General features: G+C 40.3%; 12 protein-coding genes. 4 read left to right on the top strand and 8 right to left on the bottom strand.

Annotated elements, in window-relative coordinates; genetic code table 11:
• Positions 1–17 precede the first annotated feature (17 nt).
• Together ACH30E_RS04810 and ACH30E_RS04805 are read right to left on the bottom strand one after the other, a co-directional pair.
• The gene (locus ACH30E_RS04810) at positions 18–1,589 is read right to left on the bottom strand and encodes a DUF1501 domain-containing protein (RefSeq protein WP_490823890.1); all 1,572 of its coding nucleotides are present in this window, start codon (positions 1,587–1,589) and stop codon (positions 18–20) included.
• Between the two features lie 11 nt (positions 1,590–1,600).
• Positions 1,601–3,259 (bottom strand): DUF1800 domain-containing protein, encoded by a 1,659-nt coding sequence (locus ACH30E_RS04805; protein WP_490823889.1) that lies wholly within the window; start codon positions 3,257–3,259, stop codon positions 1,601–1,603.
• A 304-nt stretch (positions 3,260–3,563) separates the two neighbouring features.
• On the opposite strand from ACH30E_RS04805, the gene ACH30E_RS04800 reads away from it, so the two are divergent.
• The 4 genes from ACH30E_RS04800 to uvrC all read left to right on the top strand — a co-directional run bounded on the left by ACH30E_RS04800 (position 3,564) and on the right by uvrC (position 8,084).
• Entirely contained in the window at positions 3,564–4,145 is a 582-nt protein-coding gene (locus ACH30E_RS04800; RefSeq protein ID WP_294991176.1) for an RNA polymerase sigma factor, read from the top strand.
• A 12-nt stretch (positions 4,146–4,157) separates the two neighbouring features.
• Positions 4,158–5,597, top strand: a complete 1,440-nt coding sequence (locus ACH30E_RS04795; protein WP_294991174.1) for an outer membrane beta-barrel protein — start codon at positions 4,158–4,160, stop codon at positions 5,595–5,597.
• Positions 5,598–5,677: 80 nt separating this feature from the next.
• Complete coding sequence (locus tag ACH30E_RS04790) at positions 5,678–6,253, top strand: hypothetical protein (protein WP_490823888.1); 576 nt, start codon at positions 5,678–5,680, stop codon at positions 6,251–6,253.
• A gap of 10 nt (positions 6,254–6,263) precedes the next feature.
• Entirely contained in the window at positions 6,264–8,084 is a 1,821-nt protein-coding gene (gene uvrC, locus ACH30E_RS04785; protein ID WP_490823887.1) for an excinuclease ABC subunit UvrC, read from the top strand.
• A 193-nt stretch (positions 8,085–8,277) separates the two neighbouring features.
• Here uvrC and porN read toward each other — a convergent pair whose 3' ends face one another.
• The 6 genes from porN to ACH30E_RS04755 form a co-directional block, all read right to left on the bottom strand.
• Positions 8,278–9,318, bottom strand: a complete 1,041-nt coding sequence (porN, locus tag ACH30E_RS04780) for a type IX secretion system ring subunit PorN/GldN (protein ID WP_490823886.1) — start codon at positions 9,316–9,318, stop codon at positions 8,278–8,280.
• Between the two features lie 10 nt (positions 9,319–9,328).
• A complete protein-coding gene (porM, locus tag ACH30E_RS04775) occupies positions 9,329–10,906 on the bottom strand; it encodes a type IX secretion system motor protein PorM/GldM (protein ID WP_490823885.1) in 1,578 nt (525 codons plus the stop codon).
• A gap of 55 nt (positions 10,907–10,961) precedes the next feature.
• Positions 10,962–11,711: a type IX secretion system motor protein PorL/GldL gene (gene porL / locus ACH30E_RS04770; RefSeq protein WP_294991164.1), complete on the bottom strand. Its 750-nt coding sequence runs from the start codon at positions 11,709–11,711 to the stop codon at positions 10,962–10,964.
• Between the two features lie 56 nt (positions 11,712–11,767).
• Positions 11,768–13,051 carry a T9SS ring complex lipoprotein PorK/GldK gene (gene porK / locus ACH30E_RS04765; protein WP_294991162.1) on the bottom strand — a complete coding sequence of 428 codons (1,284 nt, stop codon included), beginning with the start codon at positions 13,049–13,051 and terminating at the stop codon, positions 11,768–11,770.
• A 186-nt stretch (positions 13,052–13,237) separates the two neighbouring features.
• Positions 13,238–15,292, bottom strand: a complete 2,055-nt coding sequence (locus ACH30E_RS04760) for a thioredoxin domain-containing protein (protein ID WP_490823884.1) — start codon at positions 15,290–15,292, stop codon at positions 13,238–13,240.
• Positions 15,293–15,368: 76 nt separating this feature from the next.
• Positions 15,369–16,166: a uroporphyrinogen-III synthase gene (locus ACH30E_RS04755; protein WP_294991157.1), complete on the bottom strand. Its 798-nt coding sequence runs from the start codon at positions 16,164–16,166 to the stop codon at positions 15,369–15,371.
• Positions 16,167–16,180: the final 14 nt, after the last annotated feature.

Raw genomic sequence — 16,180 nt, 5'->3', positions numbered from 1 at the left:
AAAATTCACCGATTTTTTTAGCGCACTTTCACCATCGTTCTTACCTGCTGGGTACTCATATTCTGAAAACGGGCATAATAAATACCCGGAGGAAGCCTCGATCCATCAAAAACCACATTATAATTACCTGCTTCATATTCCCTATCCGTTAAACTCGCAATCACCCTTCCCATAGTGTCCATTACCTGGATGAGTGTATGTCCGCCGGCAGTTTTGAAACTGATATTAGTACTATTGGTAAAAGGATTTGGATAGTTTGTAATAAAATTTTCACCTGAGAGGTTTACTGATTTATTACAAGCCAGTGAATTAATAAGTGGTAGTGTTTGGAAATTTTTTAGCATGATTTGATCGAGATCCTTTGCATCTACACACAGCCATTTATTTAAAAGGGTTGCATAAACACTTCTGAAATCGTATTGAAAAGGAAGGTTATCATTAAAGTTTGCAGTAACAGGAATATTGGGTGTGTCGCCAATTACACTTGCATCTACATTTTTTCCAAACACAAACATTGGGGCCGCTGATCCATGATCGGTGCCGATACTTCCATTACTCTTGATACGTCTGCCAAATTCAGAGAACGTCATACCAATCACCCTTTCTTCTACCTGTTGTAATTTGAGATCATCCTGAAATGCCTTGATCGAATCACTTACATTTTTCAGCAGGTTTGCATGTGTTCCTGTAGTTGTATCTGTAGCGTTTACCTGCGCCGAATGTGTATCAAACCCACCATAGCTAACCATATATATCCTGGTCTTTAAGCCGCCTGCAATTAATCTGGCTACAATTTTCAACTGAGAAGCCAATGAGTTATTAGGATATTGCCCTTGCTGTGTAACTTTTGCAGATGCTGCTTTGATACTTTCTGCATAGGCAGTTGTTTGCTGGGCCACTGTTCTGATATAGGTAAGTTCTTTTCCGGCTGGCGTATTAGGTGCCGGATCCTGTACCCCACTAATAAGGTTATAAAAATTGTTAGGGTTTGAAATACTCATTCCCATACTCACAGATGGACCCTGTAATGCAAGAGAGGTTGTAGAGCCAATCTGAATGGCCAATGGATCTGGCATTGTACTATTCGGATAACCATTGGGGAAATTCGGGTATTCATAACTAAGATACCTTCCTGTCCAGCCACTATTCACCACTTCCTTACTATCGCTTGCACTCATCCAGATATCAGTTGCCCTGAAATGGGAGAAATTAGGTTGAGGATATCCCACAGAATGAATCACACTCATTTTACCATCATTAAACAATGACTGCATACCCGTCATAGATGGGTGTAATCCTACTTTATCTGTTCCTGAAAGGTTCAGCACTTTTTGTTGCGGGATATACATATTGGAACGTGCGCGGATATAGTTGGGAAAATACTCAAGAGGTATAACGGTATTCAATCCATCGTTTCCACCATTCAATTGTACAATTACCAGTACATGATCTGTTTCGGTTGTAGGTGGGAACAAGCCCTGCATCAATAAAGATTCAGCACCAAATGCTTTCACGGTTACCCCATTAAGTAGTGAGGGTAACACAACTCCTGCCGGTACTGTATTTCTTAAAAAATCCCTTCTTCTCATGGTTTATTATTTTAAGCGAGTTGGTACTCAGCAAGGTTCATTAAATATTTTATCAGGTCGCGGATATAGTTACGAACTGTAGTTGTATTGGCCATGTCACCAGGATTGTTAATGAATTGATCCCATGCATTGGTCCAATAATAATCCTGTGCCTGTCCTCCCAATAAAATGTCTTTTTTAATCTGTGCCTTTGAAGTATCAGAAAGATCAATCCGGTACATCAATTTGGTGAAATCATTGATCAGTTGGTTTGGATCGCCAGGATTGCTGAATGTTTTAGCGAGTTCTGCACCATCGATGATCATTTTTACCCCTGAAAATGTAAAGCCATTTGTTACGATGGTATCAGTAAACTGGTTTCGTTTTGGAAGTGTGTCGCTGTTGATCCACATTTCATAAAACTGTGGTTTTTGGTAATAGGCTTTCCATCCGCTCACATCTGGTGGGTCACCAATATTTTGTTGCAGATTACTGCATTGATTTACCAGATAATTCCAATGCCCATAATTGGTAATATAGTCTGAATCGGGCTGGAATGGAATTTCAAATTCACGGCATAATGCAACTACCATATCAACCGGACTTTTAATCTGACAGCCGCGAGAGAGTATATCAAAAAAATGTTCGCTCATTAATAAGGTTCTCAAAACAGGAGCCACTTCATAATTTGAATTGCGGAACAGTACTGCAAGTGGTTTGATGATATTGTTTTCGACGCTTTCGTCAATATCATAATACACAAACCAACGATAAAAGCGCCTGCACATATATTCGGCCACTTCATTGGTAGCAAAAATCATATCAAGCATGGCATCTAGTTCCTCCTCTCCTGCTGTTGGACCGTTTTTCCCAGTGATCACGGTATTGTTGTAAAAAGCAGAAAAGAGTTTGTCTTTTTTATCGTGCCTGTTATTATCAAAAAAAGAACTTAGGGTATTGGCATTGTTTCTCCAACCAGTTAGTACCCTTGCAGATGCCTGTACATCTTCTTCAGTGTATTGAGATCCGGGGCCCTTTCCGCAACAAAATAATTCCTGTAACTCACGGCCGTAATTTTCATCCGGTGCAACAGCCTGGTTTAGTTGACCATTCAAATACACCAGCATAGCAGGATCAAGTGTAACCGCTTTTACCAATGATTTAAAATTACCAAGGGCATAACTCCTTAACAAAGCATGGTGTTTATAAACAAACTGTGCATTTATATCTGTGCTTTCTGTTGCAAAATGATTATGCCAGAAAAGGGTCATTTTCTCACGCAGGTTTGTTTCCTGCTTTACCATCAACCCCATCCACCATTTTTTAAAAGAAGCACGTCTGAGGCTGGCTACTGTTCCATCAGTATTGGTATCATTAACCCATGTTTCACCCTGAAGTATATTACTGTCTGGGGTGGTTGCGTTCGTTGGGGTTGTATATTCCTTAACCGGAGGTAAAGGAGCATCAGGGGGTATTGTCAGTAATGTATCTACAGCCTGTGCGCAGGTAAGTGTTTGGAAATAAGCTATTTCTGCCCTCTTTGCACCAAAAAGGGTACGTTTTAAAAGATGTATTACTTCTGCTTCTGTCCAGGGTCCGGCATAAGGCGCAAGACCTGTAGACGGCGGAAGTGGCTCGTCTGTGACTTTTATTGATGGACCAGATACAGTCAGCGTAGCATTATCTTCCATAGATAGGTTTTAAATAGGACTTTGAAAATCAACGATTTAAGTGGAAAATATTCATTTTTGAACAATTTTCATCTGTTCAACTCCAGAATTCATCCTTTCTTAATTATGCGACCCGGATTTGAGGATAGACGGTGGCCCACGCACCATGGTCCATGGACTATGGACTATGGTCTATCAGACTATACCCAAGTATCCCACTAAGCCCTTAGTCACATAATTCAGCTATTCAGATACAAATCGCTGTTACAATGCAGCATCGGTAGGTAAAATATGTCTATATTTAGGGTAAACTATTTTACCCTTCATGACGGAACAGGCTATTATCGCAGGCTGTTTACAAAACGATGCTGCTGCTCAGCGCGAATTGTATAACCGCTTCAGCCCTAAAATGCTGAGTGTGTGTTACCGTTTTGCACAAAACCGCGAAGACGCGGAAGACATGTTGCAGGAAGGATTTATTAAAGTATTTACCCAAATACATACGTTCCAGAATAAGGGCGCATTTGAAGGATGGATCAGGAGGATTATTGTGCATACCTGTATCAACTTTCTGAAGAAACACAAAAAGTTCAATGAAAGTCTGGATATAAGTTATGCGAATTCGGTACATGTGAAAGAAGAAACGGTACCATCCATTATGCAGGCCCGGCAGATCATTGAATGCATTCGTTTATTACCCGTAGGTTACCGAACGGTCTTAAACTTATATGCATTGGAAGGCTATAGTCATAAAGAAATAGGCATTATGCTAGACATAGAGGAAAGTACCAGCCGAAGCCAGTACACCCGTGCCAAAGCAATGCTTGAAAATATTTTGGTCCGTAAAAAGATCATCGAGGCACCGAAACAGGATTTTCAGTGGCTTGCTGCGTTTAACAAATCGTAGCAGTTGTTTGTTATGGAGAATAAGAAGTACCAGGACGAGTTTGAGCAGTTTTTACAAGATGAAGTAAAACAGCACCGTATGTATCCATCCGATAGGGTATGGAGTAACATACGCACTGAACTTCATGGATACAGGTCATGGCCCGCACTTACTTTTATCGCTGTTTTTATTGTTACTGCATTAACACTCACTACGGTACTGAATACACATAATCAAAGTACACACCTACAGCCACTCTCTGTGCCAAATGTTGTAGCTATTCAGCAGGAAGCAATTGCTGCCAATAATGCTGCACATGAAAAAAGCAAGCGGTACTTTAATACACTGGCACCTTCCGCAATTAATACCCAAACCATTGAACGATTAAACAATGTAGATGGTAATAATTATGTAGGTCCTGATAATATCACACCAGGTGCAACCATCGCAGCTATTTCACTTCCTAAACCTGCAATTACAGTTAGCAGAAACAACAACAGGGTTCATCCGGTATTAACTTCACCTATCAGTAATAGTAAAATTGAAACAGAAGTATTAGGCAGTGAACCAATAACCATTGCTACAGCCAATACTGAACCAACTGTAAATAAAGAGGAAGCAAATAACAAACAGGCGATAGACGAAAAATTAATACTTGAAGCTGCGCCAACGGGTAGTCCTTATGTTAGCGAAGCCGTTGTAGTTAAAAAGCTTTCTTCCAGAAAATTATCCAAATTCGGGTTCCAGTTTTATATCACACCATCTACCAGTTATCGCAGATTGTCAGATGAAAAAGTAAAAGACCTGGTTCAACCTGCTGTTTCTGCTGCTTTACCGGTAAATGCTCCGCTTAATCAGCCTGCCGATGTAAACCAGGTAGTTCGTCATCGCCCGGCAATTGGTATGGAATTTGGGTTTGCAGTATTATACAATATTACCAACCGCTTAAAATTAAAAACAGGCGTACAGCTTAATATTCGTCATTACCAGATTGAAACCTTCCAGTCTAGTACTTATGACAGAGCTACCATATCACTGATCAATTTCAATGGTATTGAAAATATTACCAGGTATTCACCTTATAATAATAATGTTGGCTACAAACAAACAGAACTGGCTAACAAAGTTTACCAGGTTTCTTTACCTGTAGGCATTCAATGGGATGTTATTAAAGGCAAGCATGTATCCTTAAATGCAGAAGCTTCTGTTCAGCCTACCCTGAACCTGAATAAAAACGTGTACCTGCTATCTACCGATTACAGGCATTATGCCGATGGTAACGATCTGGTACGTAAATGGAACATCAATACCAATGTAGGCGTAAACCTTAGTTTTACTTCGGGTAAAACTAGCTGGCAAATCGGCCCTCAGGTACGCTACCAGCACCTGCCAACTTTCTCTAACAAGTATCCGATTAAAGAATACCTGTTAGATTACGGATTGCGTATTGGCCTTACAAAGGCTTTACAATAAAACCTAAACTAGCTTCTTATTAAAAGCCATCCCTCCTTAGACGGGTGGCTTTTTTATGTACGATTGAATACTTTTACAACATGAAACTTATTTGCGTCGCTTTTCTCATGTGCCTGATTTTTATCTCCTGTGGGGAAAGAAATACCCCCGAAACCCAGTTACAGGCATCTCCTGACAGTACCGCCTTTTTTTCCATAGGCCGCTTTTTTAAGGATCAGGTTAGTCAGGTTATCTTGTTCCGGAAAAAACTGCTATTGTTTACAACCGTTAACAATAGCCAGGATTCAATACTGATAGATAGTACCCAATTTATGGCGCTGGCAAATGAATTTATAAAAAAAGATATCAGCAACCCTGTCGATAAAAAGCATTACCGGGAAACTGTATTTCAGGATGCAGGAACTAAAAGCTATACATTAAACTATACAGCCGTAGACCGCAAGGTGCCTGTTCAGGGGATTGATGTTTTATTAGATGAACAAACCAATCAGGTAAAACGTATTTTCATCCGATCGTTCTCCCAACATGGTGATACCAGTGTTCAGGAACAATATAACTGGCATGCATTTAAAGGGTTTCAGATTAATCGTAGTTTTTCTACCAGCAATGGTTATCAGAAACAGGAGTTTAAGCAAGTAATGTGGGATCGGGAATGAAAACATCAATATGACACAACAGGAATTTCAGCAACGCGCGCATACCATACCACACCAGCCCGGCATTTATAAATACTATGATGCAGAAGATGTTTTATTGTATGTAGGAAAGGCCAAGGACCTGCGAAAAAGAGTTAGTTCTTATTTTTCTAAAACCTTTACCACCTATAAAACCCATGAACTGGTTCAACGGATTCGGAGAATTGAATTTACCATAGTAGATTCTGAACAGGATGCTTTTCTGTTGGAAAATTCACTCATCAAAGAATACCAACCACGTTTTAATATTAACCTGAAAGACGATAAAACTTATCCATACATCGTCATTAAAAAAGAACCTTTCCCAAGAATCTTCCTAACCAGAAAGAAAATAAACGATGGCTCAGAATACCTTGGTCCATTTACCTCAGCAGGAAGAGTACGCGAGCTTATTGCATTTGTTAGACAATATATTCCACTACGTACCTGTAAATTAAACCTAACTGATCAGAACATTAAGCGGGGGAAGTTCAAAGTATGCCTGGAGTATCATCTGGGAAATTGCAAAGGCCCTTGCGAAGGCCTGCAGGATGCAGCGGCTTATGACGACGGATTACAACAGGTAAGAAATATATTGAAAGGAAACCTTGGCTCTGTAATTACACATTTCAAAGCTGAGATGCAATCCTTTGCCACTAAGCTTGAATTTGAGAAAGCAGAATTAATACGAAAAAAAATTGAGCACCTGGAGAGTTACCAGGCGAAATCTGTGATTGTAAGTAAGCACCTGAACAGTGTAGATGTATTTGCTATATTGAAAGATGATGAATTAGCTTATGTAAGTTACCTGATGGTTTCTAATGGTACTATTGTACAAACGCATACCGTTCCGCTAGAAACCAAATTAGAAGAAACGGATGAAGAAGTATTGAGTTTTGCCGTTAACCGCATCAGAAATGATTTCAACAGTTTAGCCGGTGAAATAATTGTTCCCTTTGAAATAGAATTTCCCGATCCGCAAATTGTTATCACAATTCCTAAAGCGGGTGATAAAAAGAAACTGCTGGACCTGGCATTGAAAAATGTAAATTATTACAAAGAGGAATTAAGGAGAAAGAAAGTACTTCATCTTGAGGGTAGTTCAGATGTTGAGAAAAAGAAAGTATTATATGAATTACAGGCATACCTCCATTTACAGGAAGTACCGGTTCATATCGAGTGTTTTGATAACTCAAATTTTCAGGGAGCTTATCCGGTTTCAGCAATGGTTTGCTTTCGTGATGGATTACCCAGTAAAAAAGATTACCGGCACTATAATGTAAAAACGGTGGAGGGCATCAACGATTTTGCTACCATGAAAGAAGTGGTTTACAGGCGTTATAAGCGCCTGCAATCAGAATCATCGCCGCTTCCGCAACTGGTGATCATAGATGGTGGTAAGGGGCAATTGAGCGCAGCTATGGAAAGCATTCATGAGCTTGGTTTAACCGGACAACTAACATTGGTAGGTTTGGCAAAAAATGAGGAAGAAATATTTTTTGCAGGCGATACGGCATCGATCAAATTACCATGGGATAGCAACAGTTTAAAATTGGTGCGACGCATACGGGATGAAGTGCATCGGTTCGGCATTACATTTCATCGCAATCAACGATCTAAGGGAACATTTAAAAATGAGTTGGAAAATATTGAAGGTATTGGTAAACAGACTGCTGCGATGTTATTAAAAACGTTCAAGTCGGTTAAAAATATCAGGAATGCGAATAAGACAAGTCTTATAGAAGTGATTGGCAATAAGAAAACGGAATCTTTACTAAGTTATTTTGCGAAACAATCGGAAGGTGAGGTATAAAATAAAAAAAGGGGTCAGGATAGAAATCCAACCCCGTTTTTAAAATCCAATATCCTATGAAAAACCGAGGTAAAGTTAAGCAATCCCCTGAATTAACCAATAATCCTTGTTCAAAAAATATAATATAAGCTATTTTTAATGAAAAAAGGAGCTAAACAGCTCCTTTTTTCACTTGTATAATGATTTTTTTCTATTAATACTGCCATACATCCTGTTCAAAATTAAACAGGCGTTCTTTTATATTGTCTCCTTCCAGCAAGCGGAACAATGGATCTTTGATCAATGCTGCCAGGAATTTATCGCTTGGGTTATTGGCACTTGTTTTAACAATGTAACTGGAGAAAAAGCGGCTTTCAAATAGCTCTTCCCAGGTCATACGGCCAGCATAGTTTTTCGGATTGTACACATTGTATTTGGTAAGTGTTTTACGCATTTCAGGATAATAGATCCAGAAAAGGGTTCTTGGGGTAGACTTACCATTAATTACCAGTTTTGCAACCGGGGCTATGCCCAGGATTCTAACAAATAAGCGGCTTGCCTCTTTGTCGAAAATCCATTGTTCTTTAATACGGAATGTATAAATAGAATCTGGATTAGGCGCGAATTTGTTATCATAGATAACAGCGGTATCCATTACATTCGGATTATCGGCATTTTGAACATACTGGGTATCCAGACGACCTTTCAGCATTTTCATGATATCGTCGTAAGCGAGTGGTTTGGTAAACCTGTCGTCTCCACCTTCTGCAGAGAAGGCCATAACACTATCATTCTTTATAGCACTAAGCATAATAGAGAAAAAGCGTTGATCACCCATATCATCTTTACCAGGGTACATGAAAGCCTGGTTTACTTTTTCACGGGCATCAATTTCTCTCCAAATAAACTCACTGAAAAGCTGATCATCTTCTCTAAGATGTTCATATTCCAACGGACGTTTTTCGCGTGTCTGGCTGCGGTCTGCTGCTGTTTCATTACGAAGGCTTCTTGGAATTACTTCTCCAAAACCACCAACCGTGGTAGTATCGATTGTTTTGCTGGGTTTAACCGAAGCAGGATCTACAGCAGGTTTTGCTGCAGGCTTAATGGTATCCTTACCAGTAGTAGCTGCTGGTTTGTTCCCAGTTGAATCAGCTGGCTTACGGTTATTCCGCAGGTTACCAAAACCCTGTGCCATGGCAGTTGTACCCGCCAGCAATGAAACCGTTACACACAATAAAAATGTCTTTTTCATAATCACTGCTTTATTGCAAGATGAATGATATGTTCTGATCAAGTTTTCTGGTTCCGCCACCTGGTTGTTTGAGTTTAATTTCTCCAATGGTAACAGTAGTGCCCGGCTGACAGCGTTTAATCAGGTTTAAGGCATCACCGCTAAAGGATGGACCATTTACTTCAGCAAACTCTGGCTCATCAAATCCTTTACCAGTGCAGATCAGCATATAACTCAAAACCTCAAATTTTACACCTTCGAATACAAAGTCTCTTAAGTCAGCAATAACACCTCTCTGTACACGAAACACATTAGCGTTCATGGTACCGCCAGCACTACCACCAACAATCGCGATAGGATCCGGTACTCTTTTAACTGGTATTGCAATACGCTGGCTATTTTTCCCATCCGTAGCAACAACCGTTAATGAGCCGAGCTGTGTACAGGTTACTATATATTGACCAGGTCCGGATTTTGTAATACTTCCTCCGGCTCCTTCAATACTTACTTTCACTTTTTCATCTCCACCACCACCTGTTACACTAAGTGGATTATCCAATCCCTGGTAGAATACACGTGTTCTGTCGGTAGAAACAACCAGTCCGGATGCAACACCAACAGTATACCGAACTTCTTTCTCTACCACAGCAGATGTACCATCTGGTTTCAGGTAAGAAATCCTTACTTTTTTTACAGCCGGACCAGAATTTCCTACCCTTGTTTTGTATTCAGCAGTACCTTCTGCATTAAGTGGAACAGCAGCACCATCTACTGTGATAGTTGGACGTGCATCTTTACTAAATGCTCCGATACCAGCAGTAATTACTAATTCTTCACCTGGCATCAGGTATTGAGAGTTTGTACCGGCAAATGCCTGGAACTCATTATAAATCAGTTTTACCTGACCTACCTGCTTATGACAAAATTCTACTGCCTGTGATTCACTGTTTTTTACATCATTCTGAAACTTGCTCAGAATGGTGATAGCTGCTACAGTTGGGGTCATGTGGAAATAACCATAAGCCCACTCTTTCCATTTATCGCCTGCAGGAATTTTTTCTGCAGCTTTTGGGTCTACATTAAATGCAGTCAGATCGAGCGGTAATGACTTACCGATTTCTTTGGTCATTTCGGGATCTATCGCCAACAATTGCTTCTTGTATTCTTCCAGTCTTGTGTATAATTCTTTTCCCTTTCCTTTTCCATTTGGTGGTTCAGAGATGAACATCCTGGTTGCAGCATCAAGGTTATCTTCTTTGAAAGATTCCAACCCGTCTTCCCCAACAGTTAATCCTGATTCAACTTTAAGTTCCTTTTTCAAAGCTTCCAGATACGCATATAAATCATCAGACAACTTCTTCGACTGCTGGGCTTTTGGAAGCCACTCCATTGCTTTTTCTCTGGTTTTAGGATCATCTACTTTTTCCTGAAAAGACCTGAATACTTCTTCATTCTTCTTCTCTACAATTCCACTAGCTGTAATCAAGCTTCTGTCAACCGTTTTAAATGCGTTCAGAATTTCAGATGATACATTCAGTGCCAGTAGTGCAGTAAGCACCAGGTACATCATGTTAATCATCTTCTGCCGCGGTTCCTTTGGTAATGACATTTATATAATATTTTCAATACTGTTTCACAATAGGTTTTGGTTGTTGTCGGGCTAATTAAGCGCGACCTTGCATAGCGGTTAACATGTTGCCGTAAACCTGATTCAGTTTACCAAGGTTATTCGCCAATACTGCAATTTGTTCTTTCGCCTTCATAGCATCATCAGCGCTGGTTGACATAGCAGCAGATGCCTGTGCCAGTTTACCATAGAATTGATTCAATGCTTTCAGGTGATTGTTACTTTCCTGCAATTCCAATTCGTAAATAGTATTTAAAGAAGAAAGATTTTTGGTCAGTACCTGAACCTGATCATGGAACTGTTTGGTTCCCTCAGATGCAGCATTAAAACCTGATAATGATTGTGCCGCCTGATTCACCGCGCCAGATATAGAAGATAATGCCGCAGTAGCTTCCTGTGTTTTAGCTGAAAAATCACCGGTTGATTTAACCACATTGCTTATTTCGCCCATATTCTCTACAGTAGTACCTAATTTCTGAAAATTAGCACTCAGCTTTGAAAGGTTTGCAGGAGTAATATCCGCTTGTTGCAGCATATCATCCAGGCTTTTCAATGCAGGATTACCGCTTGTTGCAACAGCAGGCGCCGGAGCTCCCATATCGGGCGGCGGAAGAATAGCATATACAACGAAGATTAAAGCCTCAGTTGTTAAACCAATTTTCAATGCCCAGTCTGCCCAAGACAGGTGAAGGATTTTTGCCATTGCACCAAAAATTACCACAGAGGCACCTAGACAAACAATGATGTTTACAATTCGGTTCGTAGCGGGGGAAACACCTGAAGCCATAATGTTAAGTTTAGTTTTTGATAGTTAATATTGGTCTCGCCTAAGGCGAGATGATTTTATCTTTTTGATTTAGGAGCTAAGTCTATTACTGTACGGAAACCGATATATGATTTTGCGGTATCCTGGTATTCATAGTTACGTGTACTTACCTGCAAGTAGTAAGAAATGTCTTTCCAGCTTCCGCCACGTACCACTTTACGTTTCATACGAGGAAGATCTGAATCAGCCGCTTCGATACGTACATCAGGACTAAGGTCTGACATGAAGTTGTATGAACCTTCGTAGAAATAGGAACCAGTCCACTCAGCTACATTACCAGACATATTATATAAGCCATAATCGTTGGCCCAGTAAGCATCCGCTTTAACTGTGTAGAAACCACCATCTTCCGGATAATTACCACGGCCAGGTTTAAAGTTAGCCAGCAGACAACCTTTCTTGTTTCTCAGGTAATAGTTACCCCATGGGAACATTGAATTGGTTCTACCACCACGCGCTGCATATTCCCATTCAGCTTCACTTGGCAAACGGTAATCACCATCAACCGCATATTTCTTTTTTTCCAACCATGCATTCTGGTAATGTGTGCGCCAATGACAAAAAGCTACTGCTTGTTTCCAGGTTACACCTACTACTGGATAATTTCCATAAGATGGGTGTGCAAAATACCTTTTGGTCATAGGTTCATTGTATGAGTAAGAGAAGTCTCTGATCCATACAAGTGTATCAGGATATACTTTCTCATCATACTTAACAATGAAATCTTTTCTTGGTCTGTCTGCATTTTCGCGTTTCGCCGCTTCAGGCAGATTGAAATATTCAACTTTGTATTTCAGTTTTCCCGGATCAATTTCATTTCTTCCAAATAAACGGTTATCGGGTGCCAGGTTCAATTCATTCAACTTTTCAATAGTTGCTTTATCATATTTAATGGTAGCAACTTTTTTCCAGTCAACTGCAGAAGTATCGTCTTCCTTATTGATACCACCTCCAAACAATATTTTAAAGGATAATGAGTCGCGCACCCAGTTTACAAACTGGCGGTATTGGTTATTGGTGATCTCAGTTGCATCCATCCAAAAACCGGGTATAGACATAGACCTATTCCGGTTGGTATAGTTGAAACTAATGTCCTCATCACTCGGCCCCATATGGAAGGTTCCGGGTGGCACGTACACCATATTCTTTGGCGTAACCATACTTGGCCTGGCTGTTGGCGCAACTCCATGTAACTGACCGTCGTCAGGCAAGCCCTTCGACTTTTTGCCTTTATTCAGGAAACATGAACTCATGCTTAGCGTGAATACGGCCAGGGTAATAGTTGTTAAATAACCTTTCATCTGATCAAACTGATTTATGACAGTGACAAATATAAGTTTTGAACTGCAGTTACCGGCAGTTTAACATTCGAAAAACCAATAATTTCACAAGGCGGGTAAAGATGATCTCAGTAATGTAAGATTTTGTTTTCACTATCTGATATAGGCGCGAAGCCACTGTCAGCCAGCAAATTACCGTAATTCTTGTTACACATTTGCTAAAAAATCAATTATTTTCTCAGTAGTGTAATCACTACAAGTGAAATTTTGGCAGACATAAAACATTACCCCCTCGTTTTTCGGCATTTTTCCAGCTAATAACGGGAAATCCGCCTCTTTAGTTTCTTCTGTCTGCAGTATTTTATTGGGCGAATACAGCTCCAACACCTGCGGCAGATAAGTTTTTGCCCCCTTACCTACCAATGCTACTTCCTTCCAACCCATTTGCTCTGCCTGTACAACCATACTCCATAACCCAAAGGAAGTGGGGTATTTCACCACAGCCTGTTGTAAACCTCCCAGCATTTTTCGCATCCTTTCCAGCCAATCGGGTCTGTCAAACACCCTTCCCAGATACTGTAAATTAGCCGCCATCAGGGCATTGCCGCTGGGTGTGGCCCCATCATACACTTCCTTTTTACGTACAATTATATCTGTCTGCCCCTCCATAGTGTAGAAATAAAAGCCGGTTTCATTTTCACTAAACAGGCGGTTTACCAGTTCCAATACCTCTTTTGCCTTTAATAAATATTGACCCTCACCCGTAATTTCCTGAAGCTGAATATACGCCTGAATTAAACAGGCATAATCATCCAGAAAAGCCGGAATATGTGCTTTTCCATGCTTACAGGTATGTAACCAGGTACCATCCGGCCCATTTTTCAGGTTATCTTCGAGAAAATGGATGTTTTGTACGGCAATTTCTCTGTATTTCTCAATCCCTAAAACAGCATAAGCCTGTCCATAGGCAATATTCATCATCGCATTCCAACCCAGTAAGTGTTTGTCGTCTAATAAAGGACGCACCCTCGCAGCTCTATGCTGCATGAGCTTTCCCTTATTTATAGATAATTGGTCAAGCCAGGTTTTTTCGGTTAATCCATGCATGGCCGCAAAATCAGCAGGCTGGGTTTTTACCCTTAAAATATTGGTATGCTCCCAGTTGCCACCCTCTGAAATATCATAATAGGCACAAAACAATTCGGCATTTGCACCCAATATAGCTTCAATCTCCCCTTTCGACCATGTATAGAATTTACCCTCCACGCCTTCACTATCTGCATCCAATGCACTGTAAAATCCTCCATCGGAATGCATCAGCTCTGTTTCTACAAAAAAAAGTGTTTCATTGATAGCTCTTGCATATTTATCAAGCTTAGTAAGTGCATATGCTTCACACATGGCAGAAACAATCAGCGCATTATCGTATAACATCTTTTCAAAATGTGGTGCGAGCCATTCGGTATCGGTACTATAGCGGGCAAAACCTCCGCCTAGCTGATCATAGATCCCGCCATCAATCATTTTATCCAAACTCAGCAAAGCCTGTTTTCTGGCTGCTTCATTTTGATGAAAGTGAAACTGCCTTAATAAAAACCGTATCGCCATGGTTTGCGGAAACTTAGGGGCATTACCAAACCCACCCCATTCAGTATCGGCCTGCTTCAACATATTAATTGTAATATCTCCCACCATCTCTAGTGAAATTTCTTCCTTACCTACTCCTTGCTTTAAGCCAAAGGCATTGGATGCTTTGATGTGTTCTGTTAGTTTAGTTGCCTGCTGGTCTATTTCATCCCTTTTCTCCTTGAAAGCATTGGCTATTCCTGATAATACTTCTTTCCACGATGATCTGTTATGCGCCCTTACCGGCGGAAAATAAGTTCCCCCATAAAATGGTTTGGTATCCGGCGTAAGAAAAACATTTAAAGGCCATCCGCCACTGCCGGTCATAGCCTGCACGGCATCCATATAAATATGATCCAGATCGGGTCGCTCCTCACGATCTATCTTAATATTGATGAACAACTCATTCATCATTGCCGCCGTTGATTCGTCCTCGAAACTTTCTCTTTCCATTACATGGCACCAGTGACAGGCAGCATAACCTATACTTACCAATATTGGTTTCTGTTCTTTTTGCGCCAACATCAGTGCTTCTTCACCCCATGGATACCAGTTTACAGGGTTATGTGCGTGTTGCAACAAATAAGGACTTGTTTCATTGATCAGTTTGTTGGTATGTTGATGAGTGGTTGACATTTACTGAAATTAATACTAAAATAAAACCCCTGCAAAAGCAAGGGTTTATGATAAGTAAGGTGAATATTAAAATTGGTTATTTTTTTGATTGCGCAGATGCCAGAAAATGATCGAGTGCAGCTACCATACTTGGTCTTTGTGGAGCAGGCACTTTAATTTCCAGTTTCAAACCTGCATCTTCTACTGCTTTAGATGTATTGTTTCCAAATGCACCAATTACAGTTCCATTTTGCTGGAAAGAAGGGAGGTTGTCGAAAAGGCTTTTTACACCACTTGGCGTAAAGAAGCAAATCACATCAAACTCCTGTTCTTCAATAATTTCTTTGATGTCATTACTAATCGTGCGATACATGAAGCCCAGTTGGAACTCGCAGTTATTAGACTTCAGCCAGTTTACAATTTCATTATCCTGCTGGTTCTCACTGCATACATAAAGAAATTTTTCGTTCTCTTTATGTTTGTTGATTACATCAAACATGCTTTTATTGGTACCATCAGCACCATAGAAAACCTTTCTTTTCCTATACAGGATGAATTTCTGGAGATATAACGCAACCGCTTCGGTGATACAGAAATATTTAGTATCCTGACCGATAGTTACTTTCATTTCTTCGCAGGTTCGAAAAAAATGATCGATGGCATTTCTGCTGGTAAAGATTACCGCAGAATAATACGAGATATCAATCTTTTGTTTGCGAAATTCTTTGGCAGGGATACCTTCCAGTTTAATAAATGGCTGGAAGACCAGTTCTACCTTATATTTCCTTTCCAGATCAAAATAAGGCGACTTATCGCTTTCAGGTCTGGGCTGGGAGATCAGGATCTTTTTTAAGGTCTTAGGGGTACCCGCTTGTTTGGCTCCTTTCTTTACCATGCTTGCTTGCTGTC

The sequence above is a fragment of the Sediminibacterium sp. FW305-C-61 genome (assembly GCF_058231065.1).
Note: the sequence above shows the minus strand (reverse complement) of the source record. Positions and strands in the feature narration are given on the sequence as shown.

What these genes read in the sequence shown, in the direction of transcription:
- ACH30E_RS04795 (WP_294991174.1), top strand. Translation starts at nt 4,158, where the DNA reads ATGGAGAATAAGAAGTACCAGGACGAGTTTGAGCAGTTTTTACAAGAT.
- ACH30E_RS04790 (WP_490823888.1), top strand. Translation starts at nt 5,678, where the DNA reads ATGAAACTTATTTGCGTCGCTTTTCTCATGTGCCTGATTTTTATCTCC.
- ACH30E_RS04805 (WP_490823889.1), bottom strand. Translation starts at nt 3,259, where the DNA reads ATGGAAGATAATGCTACGCTGACTGTATCTGGTCCATCAATAAAAGTC.
- porN (WP_490823886.1), bottom strand. Translation starts at nt 9,318, where the DNA reads ATGAAAAAGACATTTTTATTGTGTGTAACGGTTTCATTGCTGGCGGGT.
- ACH30E_RS04810 (WP_490823890.1), bottom strand. Translation starts at nt 1,589, where the DNA reads ATGAGAAGAAGGGATTTTTTAAGAAATACAGTACCGGCAGGAGTTGTG.
- porK (WP_294991162.1), bottom strand. Translation starts at nt 13,051, where the DNA reads ATGAAAGGTTATTTAACAACTATTACCCTGGCCGTATTCACGCTAAGC.
- uvrC (WP_490823887.1), top strand. Translation starts at nt 6,264, where the DNA reads ATGACACAACAGGAATTTCAGCAACGCGCGCATACCATACCACACCAG.
- porL (WP_294991164.1), bottom strand. Translation starts at nt 11,711, where the DNA reads ATGGCTTCAGGTGTTTCCCCCGCTACGAACCGAATTGTAAACATCATT.
- ACH30E_RS04755 (WP_294991157.1), bottom strand. Translation starts at nt 16,166, where the DNA reads ATGGTAAAGAAAGGAGCCAAACAAGCGGGTACCCCTAAGACCTTAAAA.
- ACH30E_RS04760 (WP_490823884.1), bottom strand. Translation starts at nt 15,292, where the DNA reads ATGTCAACCACTCATCAACATACCAACAAACTGATCAATGAAACAAGT.
- porM (WP_490823885.1), bottom strand. Translation starts at nt 10,906, where the DNA reads ATGTCATTACCAAAGGAACCGCGGCAGAAGATGATTAACATGATGTAC.
- ACH30E_RS04800 (WP_294991176.1), top strand. Translation starts at nt 3,564, where the DNA reads ATGACGGAACAGGCTATTATCGCAGGCTGTTTACAAAACGATGCTGCT.